This window comes from Streptosporangium sp. NPDC006930 (assembly GCF_040635605.1).
GTDB lineage: Bacteria > Actinomycetota > Actinomycetes > Streptosporangiales > Streptosporangiaceae > Streptosporangium.
In genome coordinates, this window is the sequence record NZ_JBEYID010000019.1 from 110,647 (window position 1) to 122,274 (window position 11,628).

The 11,628-nt window shown below is 65.7% G+C and carries 12 protein-coding genes; 7 read left to right on the plus strand and 5 right to left on the minus strand.

Features of this window, described 5'->3' with window-relative positions:
• Position 1: 1 nt before the first annotated feature.
• Positions 2–592 (plus strand): TetR/AcrR family transcriptional regulator, encoded by a 591-nt coding sequence (locus ABZ664_RS28940; RefSeq protein WP_362516486.1) that lies wholly within the window; start codon positions 2–4, stop codon positions 590–592.
• A gap of 62 nt (positions 593–654) precedes the next feature.
• On the opposite strand, the gene ABZ664_RS28945 is transcribed toward ABZ664_RS28940, so the two are convergent.
• A complete protein-coding gene (locus ABZ664_RS28945) occupies positions 655–1,395 on the minus strand; it encodes an NPP1 family protein (RefSeq protein ID WP_362516488.1) in 741 nt (246 codons plus the stop codon).
• A 438-nt stretch (positions 1,396–1,833) separates the two neighbouring features.
• On the opposite strand from ABZ664_RS28945, the gene ABZ664_RS28950 reads away from it, so the two are divergent.
• The 3 genes from ABZ664_RS28950 to ABZ664_RS28960 all read left to right on the plus strand — a co-directional run bounded on the left by ABZ664_RS28950 (position 1,834) and on the right by ABZ664_RS28960 (position 3,917).
• Positions 1,834–1,965, plus strand: a complete 132-nt coding sequence (locus tag ABZ664_RS28950) for a hypothetical protein (RefSeq protein ID WP_362516490.1) — start codon at positions 1,834–1,836, stop codon at positions 1,963–1,965.
• A gap of 303 nt (positions 1,966–2,268) precedes the next feature.
• Positions 2,269–2,787 carry a SigE family RNA polymerase sigma factor gene (locus ABZ664_RS28955; protein ID WP_362516492.1) on the plus strand — a complete coding sequence of 173 codons (519 nt, stop codon included), beginning with the start codon at positions 2,269–2,271 and terminating at the stop codon, positions 2,785–2,787.
• Positions 2,784–3,917 carry a hypothetical protein gene (locus ABZ664_RS28960; protein WP_362516494.1) on the plus strand — a complete coding sequence of 378 codons (1,134 nt, stop codon included), beginning with the start codon at positions 2,784–2,786 and terminating at the stop codon, positions 3,915–3,917. Before ABZ664_RS28955 ends, ABZ664_RS28960 begins: the two co-directional genes overlap by 4 nt.
• Before the next feature lie 230 nt (positions 3,918–4,147).
• On the opposite strand, the gene ABZ664_RS28965 is transcribed toward ABZ664_RS28960, so the two are convergent.
• The 4 genes from ABZ664_RS28965 to ABZ664_RS28980 form a co-directional block, all read right to left on the minus strand.
• On the minus strand, positions 4,148–5,281 hold the full coding sequence (locus ABZ664_RS28965) for a hypothetical protein (RefSeq protein WP_362516496.1): 1,134 nt from the start codon (positions 5,279–5,281) through the stop codon (positions 4,148–4,150).
• A gap of 192 nt (positions 5,282–5,473) precedes the next feature.
• On the minus strand, positions 5,474–6,286 hold the full coding sequence (locus ABZ664_RS28970) for an SDR family oxidoreductase (protein ID WP_362516498.1): 813 nt from the start codon (positions 6,284–6,286) through the stop codon (positions 5,474–5,476).
• Between the two features lie 136 nt (positions 6,287–6,422).
• Positions 6,423–6,761, minus strand: coding sequence for a metalloregulator ArsR/SmtB family transcription factor (locus ABZ664_RS28975; protein WP_362516500.1), 339 nt, complete (start codon positions 6,759–6,761; stop codon positions 6,423–6,425).
• A complete protein-coding gene (locus ABZ664_RS28980) occupies positions 6,758–7,207 on the minus strand; it encodes an SRPBCC domain-containing protein (RefSeq protein WP_362516502.1) in 450 nt (149 codons plus the stop codon). Before ABZ664_RS28980 ends, ABZ664_RS28975 begins: the two co-directional genes overlap by 4 nt.
• A 337-nt stretch (positions 7,208–7,544) precedes the next feature.
• Here ABZ664_RS28980 and ABZ664_RS28985 point away from each other — a divergent pair, with 337 nt between their 5' ends.
• From ABZ664_RS28985 to ABZ664_RS28995, 3 genes are all read left to right on the plus strand, one after another.
• Positions 7,545–8,027: a GNAT family N-acetyltransferase gene (locus ABZ664_RS28985; RefSeq protein WP_362516505.1), complete on the plus strand. Its 483-nt coding sequence runs from the start codon at positions 7,545–7,547 to the stop codon at positions 8,025–8,027.
• A gap of 713 nt (positions 8,028–8,740) precedes the next feature.
• The gene (locus ABZ664_RS28990; protein WP_362516507.1) at positions 8,741–9,946 is read left to right on the plus strand and encodes a cellulose binding domain-containing protein; all 1,206 of its coding nucleotides are present in this window, start codon (positions 8,741–8,743) and stop codon (positions 9,944–9,946) included.
• Positions 9,947–10,268: 322 nt separating this feature from the next.
• Entirely contained in the window at positions 10,269–11,381 is a 1,113-nt protein-coding gene (locus tag ABZ664_RS28995; RefSeq protein WP_362516509.1) for an ABC transporter substrate-binding protein, read from the plus strand.
• Positions 11,382–11,628: the final 247 nt, after the last annotated feature.

Sequence of the window (11,628 nt, forward strand, 5' to 3'; positions counted from 1 at the left end):
CATGGCACCGCGAGGCCAGACCAGGCGGCAAATTCTCGACACCGCCCAAACCCTGTTCCAGCGACAGGGCTACCACGCCACCGGCGTCAACCAGATCCTCGCTGAGGCAGAGGCCCCTAAGGGAACGCTGTACTTCCACTTCCCCGGAGGAAAGGAGCAACTCGCCGCCGAAACGGTCACCCGGGCCGCGCAGGAGTGGGGCCGGGCCATCGACGACGCCCTCCGCCAGGCCGATGATCCCGCCACGGCCATCTCCGAGATCACCAACCTGCTCAGCGGCTTCCTGCAACGGTCGGACTTCCGCGACGGCTGCCCGCTCGCCACCGTTGCCCTGGAGGTCGCGGCCGACAGCGACCAGGTCCAGGCCGCCTGCGCCCACGGCTACCAACACTGGATCACCCTCATTGCGACTCACCTCCGCGAACGAGAGATCCCCGACGACACGGCGGAAGAACTGGCGGCGTTCATCCTCTCCTCCATCGAAGGGGCCCTCCTGCTCTCCCGAGTACGACGTGACACCACCCCCCTCCGGCAAGCCGCTGTCCGGCTCACCGCCATCGTCGCCCAGGAGATTCCCCGGCAGGACGCCTGATCTCGCCACATCGAGAGATCAGGTGTCCGACGATCAGGCGGCCGTCTCGACAGGCGGACTCGTCAGGCCCAGGGGTCGAAGGGGATGCCACTCGGCTTGGCGCGCGAGAGGAGGTCCCCGAACCTGCCATCATTGATCTTGATCGTCGCGGCCCCGAAGTCCGCGCTCATCAGCCTGTCGCGCAGCGAGGTGCTGGGCCAGCCGTTCCAGTCCACGAGCGGGGGGTAGCGCCAGTTGTGGTAGTGGTTCTCCGGCGGCTCGTCATTGCCGTTGGCGAGCCGGAAGAAGTGCGTGGACAACCCGTCCTTGTGGTAGACGACCTTGGGATGCGACCCGTCGAAGCGCACCTGCGAGCGCGGGTAGGTCACGACGCTGCTGTGTTGCGTGGTCGAGAGATACTCCACCTGGTTGGATGCCTGGTTGACCCAGGAGATGACGTGTTCCCAGTCGTGTCGGTGGCCGCCGAGGCTGATGCCGGGCAGCGCCTGGTCCTTCTCGAAGTAGCTGGCGTACACGATGGCGCACCATCCGCTGTTGCACTTGGAACGGGCGTAGGTCTGCGAGTTGTCCAGGTCCGACTGGTCACGGCAGTTGCCGTTCACCGCGCCGGTCGGGTTCAGCCCCGCAGCGAGGGTTCCGTCCGGTCCGATGGCGGGGGTGGCGTAGCAGCCGTCGCCGTCGTAGTCGTAGGCCGGCGAGAACGAGGACTCGTACCCTCCAGCCGACTGAGGCAGATTGCCGGGCGGAGCGGCATGGGCCGCCGACGCGGGGATCACGACCCCCAGCACGGCGACGCCGAACACGATCCCGAGCCGCGAACGCCTGCGCGTGAAGAACGTGGGGGAGGATGTGCTCCTCTCTGAGGTGGTCGCTGACTTCGATGCCCTCGCGGTGGACGTGAATGACGACAGCTTTCGCATGCTTCCGCCTTCTCGAAGAACTGACTTCATGACCTGACGGCGCTTCGGCGTGCCGGGGCGTCGGCGGTGTGCTCCGCGCCGATATGAGCACGCCTCGCACTTTCACGGCACCACGGAACCGACGCTTGATCAAGGTCTACGGACCAAATGGCGCCAATACGTATCGGCGAGGTCCGAAAGGTGAACCACAGGCGGCGACCGGTAGGCAGACCTGTCACGGAGAGGGGAAAAGGATCAGCAAAGTCATCTCCAAGGCGTCTACAAGTTCGTCTTGGGAGCATCCCTGCATCAGGTTCGCTATCCGAAAGGGGTCATCGAGAGATGAACGACTTCGCAATCACCGCTCGTGAGCTCGACGAGAACGAGCTCGCCGGCGTCACCGGCGGTCACCGTCCGGACTACGACTGGATGAACTACGACTGGCGCGACGCGGTCATCTGCGCCCTGCCGTAACCATGGGACGGGGGCCGCTCTCACGGGTCGGCCCCCACCTCAGGTCGTACGACAGGCTGTACACATCACCGAAGGCATGGGTGTCGTCACCCGGTCGACCACCCCAGAGCTCGGCTCCCCCGCCCGCACACAGATCCGTCCCGATCTCGCCGCGCCTTACCGGAGAAACACATCCGGCTGTGAACAGTGCCCGTGTCACGACCCGCCGCGGCGGGTCGCTTTCGCCATAGAGAAAGGCGTAGAGAAAAGACTGCAACCTTTCGCCCGATGAGTCGCGTTGGGAACGGGCGAGAGGAGATCACAGTGGATCGTTATGACGGCTTCCGCGAGTTCGTGCTCGCCCGCCAGCAGACGCTGATGCGAACCGCGTACCTGCTGACGGGAGACGCCCATCTCGCCGAAGACCTGCTGCAGAGCGTCCTGATCAAGATCGTGGGGCACTGGCCCAAGCTGTCCAGGAGCGGCAATCCCGAGGCGTATACGCGCAAGGCGCTGGTCAACCAGTACATCTCCTGGCGGCGTCGGCCACATCTTGAGTTACCGAGCGCCGATCCACCCGAACGCGGTGCCTTTTACGACGGGGCCGCGCTCGACCGGATCGTGCTCCGGCAGGCGCTGGCCAAGTTGACGCCCAAGCAGCGTGCCGTGATCGTGCTGCGCTTCTGGGAGGACCTCACCGAGGCGCAGACGGCCGAGGTGCTCGGCTGCTCGATCGGCACCGTCAAGAGCCAGGCCCATCACGCGCTGACCCGCCTGCGCACGGTCGCGCCCGAACTCGCGCACCTGCTGTCCGATTCCGAGCTCACGGAGGTGGCCCGATGACAAGCTTGCGTAAGACGCTGGGCGACATCGCCGACGAGGCTCCACCGGTGAGTCTGGCCGACCTGGCCGACCGGGCCGTCACGGGTCACCGGCGCAGGCGGCGCACCATCCTGACGCTGGCCGCTGTCGCAACGGTCATGGCGCTGGGCGTGGGAACCGCGGGCATGACGCTGGTGGGGTCGCGTGGCGACTACGGCGACTACGGCGACTACACGGTCACGCCGCAGCGCGCGGACACACTGCCCGAGCTGCCCGACGGCAAGGTGGAACCACTCGGCTACGCGTACCAAACCCCCTGCAAGGTCGACAAGAAGACGCGGCACGTCGACTGCGGCGTCATCGAGTGGCGGGTGGTCACCCGCACCGGCACGACCTACCGAGTGCCGCAGGCACTCACCGAAACCGTCAAGGCGTTTCGCGTCCCCATCTCGATCAGCCGGGACGGACGCATGCTCGCCTACTACAGCCGTCAGGCCCAGGCGCATGTGGTCCGCGACCTGGTGAGCGGCTCCACGGTGACCTCCTCTGTCACGGTGAAGGAGGAGCAGCTCGGCGTGGGCACCATGCTCGTGGTCTCCGACGACGGCCGCTACGTGGTCTTCGACCCGCGTGAGGGGAGCAAGCAACCCGGGCTGCTGATCGACATGCACACCGGCAAAACGGTGTCGATACCCGGCGAGTACGAGACGATCGGCATCAAAGACGGCGTTGCCCAACTGGTCCGTTACCGCAAGACCGACCTGTGGCTGATGCCCGTCACCGGTGGAGGCGCACCGGTGCGCTTCGACGGCGTGTTCATCATGTTCAGCGAGCTCTCCCCGGACGGCCGGACGGTGGCCGCCTTCGAGTTCGGGAAGCAACGCATGGAGAGCCACTCGCTCACCCTGCTCGATGCCAAGACCGGGCGGACCATACGGAAGGTGGTCATCCGCGGCCTGCCGAAGGCCGGCGGCATCCTCGACACCTCCCTCTGGCGGAACAGGGCCGAGGTCACGCTTTTTTACCTGCACAACGGAGGGTCGCGCAGCAGCTATGCGATCGACATCAATACCGGCCGGGCCCGACAAACAGCTCGTTACCCGAATGTGTCTCCGTACATGCTCTTTCCTGGAGTCGTGAGCAGCAAATAGAGCTCGTGCGAAAAATCCCTGGATGAGGATATCGATGGTGGGGTGACTTGTCGTGGAGCACGGGGCCGTCGATGACAAGGAAGCGCGCCACCTATCCGATAGCGCGCGAGAATTCCTTGCCCCGCCGCTCCCGGCGGGGCAAGGAGGGCAGTCGAATACTTCCGACGAGAGATCGTTAATTCACCGGCCTATCGGCTGCCAGCCCTGAGCGAGGTTCCGGTTCGTCGAACTCATCGCACGCAAGACGACTCAGCGATGCGAGCCAGGTCCAGGACGGTGTAGCGCTCACGATTGCCTACCCAGAACAAGGTCGACCCCTCGGGCGAGGTCGCCCCCACTTTGATCTCATGCCATGGCATCCCACGTTTTTGCAGAGCAGATGAACCAATCACAGCGGTCCGCTTCGTGCAGCGATCATAGAGCTGGATAAGAGGTCCGAGTTGGGCCGCACCCCAAGTGATCTCACGGGAATCATCACCGCGAATTGTCGGGAGGCCGAGAAGAAAGATCGTCTCACGGAACGGCGCCATCCTGAGGTTAGCGTCTCCCGGCAGCTCCGTCCGCTCGGCGCCGTCCAATCGCATGATGACAACCTTACGCATTTCATAGGGCACGCTCTCGGCTTGACCGACGCACCAGACGGGCCCGCAAGTCAATTCACGAAGATCCCTCCCAGCGGTGACACGTCTTTCCTCGCCGGTGGCGAGATTGATCACAGTACGTTCGCTCACATCCCAAGCCCACGGCCAGTTGGTGACCCTGAGTTTTCTGTCAGGCCGAACCGGCTCCGGACGGCCTCCGGACATCGAGGCCTTCCAGACGTCACCCTCGTAGCCCCACCACGCCGCGGTGTCTTCCGTTATCTGGAAACCGAAGATTTGTTGATCTTTGTTTATTGGCAGGCGTGTCACCATGCGCATGGAACCACCGACTAAGGGCATGGCCCACAGCTCGACATGACGCTGGCCGCCATAGGTCGCCCCCGGCGCATAGCCGCTGACAAGCCACGCTACCTGTGTAGCACTCAAAGCCGTGTGCTCGATTTCAAAGCACCCTCCACACTCCGCCCACCTTGGCGCTGTGGACAGCTGGCGATGACGGCCGCTCCGAGTGTTGACGTTGAAGAACGTAGGGCGCTTCGCCCAATCCCTCATGAGCATTTCATGCTTGCCGAGCATCGCCACCGGCAGCAGGGTGCCCCCGCCCTTCAGCTTTCTTGGAGCGGAACCCACAGCATCCGGCCAGATATCCTTGACAGGATCCAGAACCGGCAACGCCGGGAGATGTTCAGGCCGCGCGGGCGACTCTGGAGCCGAACAAGCCGTCACCGCGACCTGAAGGGCAAGTGCCAGGGCCGCACTCAACCATGTAAGTCTATATAGGATTCGCACACGTCATCAGACGTGTGTGAGAAAAGATCGGTTCCGAAAACATATTGCGCCTTTCCCCTCTGGCTCGGTGCTCCACATCTCAGGCGTTCGGCGACACCAGCGGAGCCCGGGATGTGCAGAAAACGATGCAGCTTGGTCTCGTCGGCCTGATCGGGCACAGCGGCCTCAGTCGACAAGTGCGCCGGCGGACAGATTGACGATCGCTCCGGTCATGGCTCCACTTCGCTCTGAGGCGAGGAATGCGGCCGTCTCCGCCACATCGGAGAGCGTGGGCAGCTTTTTCAGAAGCGTTCCCTGCACCATTCCCCCACCTTCGAGCATTTCCTGGACCGACTGTCCGGCCGCCGCCGCGGTTTGCTCGAAGAGGTCCTTGGTATAGGAACCCGCCGCCGGCGCGTCGGCGACAGCGTGGGGACGGATGCCGATCACCCGGATGTTGCCGGGTGCCAGCTCCGCGGCCAGGACCCGCGAGAACGCCTCCTTGCCGGCCGCGCTCACGCTGTGCCCCAAGATGCCGCCTACCGCCATTTTGGAACCCGGCTCGGACAAGGTCAGGATGACGCCGGGACGCTCGCGGCCCATGTGCCGTGCCACAGCCTTGCTCGTGATGAACAGCGTCCGCAGGAAACCGTCGATCGGCCGCATGAACTCCTCCAGCGAGAGGTCCGCCAGCGAAGTCCCCTGGTCGTGCATGACACTCACGGCGTTGAGGGCGATGTCGATGCCGCCGGCCGTCTCCGCGATCGCGTCGGTGTGCTTTTCGACCGCCTGTTGATCGAGAACGTCGACTTGCGCGGTCTCGACTTTTCCGCCCGTGACGGCGATGTCACGCGCCACGGCGTCGAGCTTCGCCCGCGTCCGCCCGGCGATGAAGACCCTCGCACCTTCCCTGGCGAATACCCGGGCGACCGCGCCGCCGATCGCGCCCCCGCCTCCATAGATCACAGCATTCTTATCTCTGAGCAGCGATCCACTCATACGCGTCCTCCAAAGGTGATCGGTTCTTCCGAATGGTCACGCGGCCTCGATGGTCACACCGTCACCGCCGCGAGTTCTGCCGCGTCCGCGATTACCAGGAGCTTCGGGAAGCAAATGCCCCAGACGACCGGGTTGGTCAGTCGCGTTTCTGACGCTGGATCTGTTCCGCGATGCGCTTGATGCGGTTCAGTCGCGTATCCCACGTCTTGCCGACCTCGTTCAACTGCCGGACGGCGCGGGCGAGCTGCGCCTCGTCGACTTCGTAGCGCCGCTCGCGGCCCATCGGTGTCGCGTGCACGAGTCCCGCGCGATCGAGGACGGCCAGGTGCTTGGTGACCGCCTGGCGTGAGATCGGGAGACGATCGCTCAGGCTGGTCGGCGTACCGACTCCTTCCGCGAGCAGCAGGTCGATCAGGCGGCGCCTGGTCGGGTCGCCGATCGCCGACCAGAGTTCGTCGTCGACGGCGACGGTCATCGCGCCACCACGGAAGGGGCGTAGCCCTGCAGCCTGGGCAGGAACAAGTCCCAGCCGCGCTCGTGGTCGTGGAAGGCCTCCTCAAGCACGGCGGCCTCCCAGCCCTTCTCCCGCCAACCGCTCTCGGTCACGCGCAGAATCGTGCCGTCGCCGGAGGGTTCGAGCTCGAAGGTGACCAGGAGAGAGTTGCCCGCATCCGGCAGCTCACCACCGGGAGCGACCCAGTGGAACGCGAACGTGCGGGGCGGATCCACGGTGACCACCGTGATCGGTTCGACCACGGCACGCTCGTTCCACACCAGTTCGCCGACCGCGCCCGGCTCAGGCTCGAACGACGCGTCTTCGGACCACCACATCTTGATGTGCTCGGGACGGCTCACCACATCGAAGACGATCTCCGGTACCGCGTCGATATGGATCTCACGCGCCAGCTTTCCGAACTCCACTACGAACCTCCAATAGGCAACCATCGGTTGCGCATAACTCTAGCGACCACACCGTCAACCTGCAACCTTGTGTTGCGCGATGCCTCCGAGGTCGACGTCGAGAACCACCTGACCAGGCGACGAAGCTGCCACCGATCGCCCATCAAGGCACTCGGGACCAGATTCCGATCTATGCCGTTATCCAACGGGGCACTAACATGGCGGACCATGGAGTGCTTTGCCGCTTGGCGTACCCGCCCCTGAGGGCCGGTTCGCTGCCGACACCAGGCCGCGAGCGGGCCGACCGATGCCCTTTTTCGTTCAGGCATCAAGCCCTCAGCCCGAAAGGCGCACTTCCATGCTCATCCGCCCGTTCGTTCAACAGGACCTCACGCGGCTCACCGAATTGACCATCGAGACGTTCCGGCCGTTCTACGAAGACCACTTCCGCCCCCTGGTGGGTGAAGTCGTCTTCGCCAACCGGCACGGCAACTGGCGTGACGACTATCGCGAGCAGGTCGCCGAGCTCCACGACCCGGCCCGGCACAGGTACGTCGCGGTCGCCGAGACCGAGAACGCCATCGTCGGCTACGTCGCCTGGGGCGTCGACCCGGCCGACAGGAACGGCACCATCACGCACCTCGCCATCTCGGCCGAACACCGCCGGCAGCACACGGGCACCGCCCTGTGCGAGCACGCCTTCGATGAGATGCGTGCCCTCGACGTCGAGGTGGTCGAGATCGGTACCGGGGGCGACCCCTTCCACGCACCCGCCAGAGCCCTCTACGAAAAGCTCGGGTGCACCCTGCTTCCAGTCGCCGTCTACTACCGCGAACTCTGACCGACCCCCTCCGGGACAGTGCTCTCACAGGCTGTCCCGGCGGGGGCGAGCAGCCGGCCGACCCGGTTTTCGCGCCTATACGCGCTACGCCGGTCACGCGAAGCCTCACCGAAGGCCGGCGGCTCTCGAATCACGATCCGTTCGAGATCCTCACCTCAGCCCTGGCGAGGGTGGAGTGGCGGTGCCGGTCCACGGAACCCCGGTCGCCATGCGCGCCTTCGGCGGACAGCGGTCCGCACCCGACCGGCTCCATGATCGCGATGAAAGTTTCAGGCGCTTTCATTCGTCGGCGTCCTGTGCCGACACACCATAAGACGCGTGTACCCCCAGAGCGGGTCATCGAGAGCTTTACACGGATCTTGACACGTTTCACAGATGTTTCCACACTGAGTCCTCGGAGCGATCTCCGCTGCCGGTTGCCGATGAAGAGACCGCCGATCACGACGCCCTTGTCGTACGCGCTCCGGTACCGGGACGAGGAGGCGACCGATACGGTGCGGAGCCCCCGCACCGAAGGCCACTCGGCGATGGCCGTCACGTACTGATCCCGATGAGGGGCTCACCCGAAGAGAAGGAACACCACAGTGCGACGACGTGTCAGTGAGACTCCGGAGCCTCGTGCCGCCCAGAGTGTCCGATCGGAGCCCGGGCCACAGGGCGGGTGGGGGAAGCGTGCGACAGCCGCGGCGGTCGTCGTCCTCGGGCTGCTCGCGATGATCGTCGTGACTCGGCCGGCATCGGCCGCCGACAACCCCTATCAGCGAGGCCCCGACCCCACCCTGGCCAGTGTGGCCGCCACCAGGGGCACCTTCGCCACCGCGCAGGTCAGCGTACCGTCCGGGAACGGCTTCGGCGGTGGGGTGATCTACTATCCGACGGACACCGGCCAGGGGACTTTCGGCGCGGTCGCGATCGTGCCCGGCTACTCCGCCCGGTTCGCCGACGAGGAGGCCTGGATGGGCCCCTGGCTCGCGTCCTTCGGCTTCGTCGTCATCGGAATCGAGACCAACAGCCGCACCGACGGCGCCGACCCCCGAGCGACCCAGCTGCTCGCCGCGCTGGACTACCTCACCCAGCGGAGTTCGGTACGCGACCGCGTCGACCCCAGCCGGTTGTCGGTGGTCGGCCACTCCGCGGGTGGCGCCGGCGCCCTCACCGCGGCGCTCCGGCGGCCCTCGCTGAAGGCCGTGGTCGGGCTCGCTCCCGGCTCTCCCACGGGAAACCTGAGCCTGGCCGATAACCGGGTGCCCATGATGTTCATCTCCGGGCAGAGGGACACGGTGGTCACGCAGTCCTACCTCAACGGGTTGTACAGCACTCTCCCGGCCTCTGCACAGAGCGCCTGGGTGGAGATAACCGGCGTGGACCACCTGTTCGCGACGAGGGCGAACACGACCGAGATGCGGACGCTGATCCCGTGGTTGAAGATCTTCGTTGACAACGACACCCGGTACACCCAGTTCCTGTGTCCGTTGATGGACTCCACCGGCATCTCGATGTACCGCAGCAAGTGCCCATACGTGCCGCCGGGCGGCTCGTCGCCCTCGCCCTCGGTCACTCCTTCGCCTTCGGTCACCCCGTCACCCTCACCTTCGGTCACCCCGTCGCCCTCCCCCTCCCCGGGCGCCTGCACCGCGAGCTACCGCACCACGAACTCGTGGCCGGGCGGCTACCAGGGCGAGGTCACGGTGAAGGCGGGCGGCTCGGCGGTCAGCGGATGGACCGTCAGATGGACGCCGGGCAACGGCCAGACGGTCAGTCAAGTGTGGAACGGCACGCTGGCCACCGACGGCTCCGCGGTAACGGTGACGAACGCTGCCTACAACGGCTCCATCCCGGCCTCCGGCACGACCACCTTCGGCTTCCTGGCCGGCGGTACGCCGTCGTCCCCCTCCCTCACCTGCAGCAGCCGCCCCTGACACCCATTCGGCGCGCTGTGACCATCGGTCGGCCAGATGCCACCGTCCCTTCCCCCGGCGTCGCCGATCCATCTCGCCACGACAGGAGTCCCGCCTGCGTCACGACGGTCGCGGAGAAAGAACCTCGCTGTCGCATACCGCGACATACCGCGACTAGAGTCTGGTGCAAAAGTGGATCAAGGTGATAGATGATCACGCCCCCGGGGGCGTGATCATCTGACGAACGGCCAGTTGGAGCGACCGGCAACGTCGCTACCGGCGGGCAATACTCTGCGATCCACACAAACTGCCACCAAATCGTCGTACAAGGGACGCCCGACGCATGAGTACGCCACCATCGCCACCCGGAACGGAGCGGACTGAAGGATCAGCCGTCCAGATCGGTGCCCTCGTTCCGCTCACCCGGCCTGGCTGGGTGGAGGCGGGCCAACACTTGCTCGCCGGGCTCGAGTTGGCCGTTCGCGAGGTCAATGACGCCGGAGGGATCGCCGGAAGACCACTCGAACTGGTGGTTCGAGACACCGCGGCTGATCCGCAGAAGGCCGCGGCGGCCGTGGACGAACTGGCTCGCCTGGGCGTGGCCGCCTTGGCGGGGGAATATCACAGCGTCGTCGCTCGCGCCGCCGCAGCCAGGGCCGACGCCCTCGGCCTGCCGTTCCTCTGCTCGTCGGCGGTTCTCGACGCGCTCACCGAACAACCAACGGAATGGGTCGCGCGCCTCGCTCCGGCGCAGTCCCACGGCTGGCAGATCTACGCGGACTTCCTCCTCGGCGCGGGTCACAGTCGGATCGCCGTAGCGGCCGAGTCGAGTGTCTACTGGGCATCCGGCACCCGTATTCTGCGGAACCACCTCGCCTCCCGCGGCGGAACCGTCATCGAACTCGACATGCGCACGCTCACCCCTGCGGCCGTGTGCGACGAACTCCTCGACAATCGCGCGACAGCTCTCCTTCTCCTGGTCGGCTACCCGGAACCGGCGGTGTCGATCGTCAAGTCCGTTCGCCACGACCGGCGTCTCGCCGAGATCATGATCGGTGCTCCGGCCGGGCAACCGGAGTTCACCGAATGGGCGGCGTCGCTGGGCGACGACAGCGCCGCGATCCCCTTCCTGCGCTACCTGCCCGAGCGTCTCAGCCCACTGGGCGCGCGAGTCGAGACGGCCCTCCGCGAGCGACTAGGCGAAGCGCCGTCTTTCGTCGCTTTCGAGGGCTACGACACGGTCGCCATCCTCTCCCAGGTGCTGCGTTCTCAAGGCGCGGACCGGGCGCGCACCGCCGGATCCTGGCCGCGCGTTGCGGTCGAAGGCACCCGCGGGCAGATCCGGTTCTCCCGCACGCCAGGCATCAGCGTTTGGCAATGGGCCTGGCCGCCGATCCAAGTCGTTGATCGAGATCCGGCGGAACCTGATCGCTTTCGGATCCTCCACACCGGCTGAGAGAGCACGGAGGTCCGACTGCCCAGATCTGTCCGCATTTGGGGCCGTCTACCTATCTGCTCGTTAGCACCGGGAACTGGTGTGACCGCGCTGGTCATAGCCAGTCGCTCCGCCCTTTGAGCGACAACACGTTAGCGAGCCGACACGGGTGGGGTTGCCGTCATCCACCGTTCCGATGTCGCCCAGGGCCGGGGCCCAGCCCGATCCGGCCTTCTCCTCAATGTGTTGGAGTGATCTACAAGCCGTT

Bases quoted from the DNA above. Each gene is read 5' to 3' on its own strand.
- ABZ664_RS28940 (WP_362516486.1), top strand. From the start codon at position 2: ATGGCACCGCGAGGCCAGACCAGGCGGCAAATTCTCGACACCGCCCAA.
- ABZ664_RS28950 (WP_362516490.1), top strand. From the start codon at position 1,834: ATGAACGACTTCGCAATCACCGCTCGTGAGCTCGACGAGAACGAGCTC.
- ABZ664_RS28960 (WP_362516494.1), top strand. From the start codon at position 2,784: ATGACAAGCTTGCGTAAGACGCTGGGCGACATCGCCGACGAGGCTCCA.
- ABZ664_RS28970 (WP_362516498.1), bottom strand. From the start codon at position 6,286: ATGAGTGGATCGCTGCTCAGAGATAAGAATGCTGTGATCTATGGAGGC.
- ABZ664_RS28975 (WP_362516500.1), bottom strand. From the start codon at position 6,761: ATGACCGTCGCCGTCGACGACGAACTCTGGTCGGCGATCGGCGACCCG.
- ABZ664_RS28985 (WP_362516505.1), top strand. From the start codon at position 7,545: ATGCTCATCCGCCCGTTCGTTCAACAGGACCTCACGCGGCTCACCGAA.
- ABZ664_RS28990 (WP_362516507.1), top strand. From the start codon at position 8,741: ATGATCGTCGTGACTCGGCCGGCATCGGCCGCCGACAACCCCTATCAG.
- ABZ664_RS28995 (WP_362516509.1), top strand. From the start codon at position 10,269: ATGAGTACGCCACCATCGCCACCCGGAACGGAGCGGACTGAAGGATCA.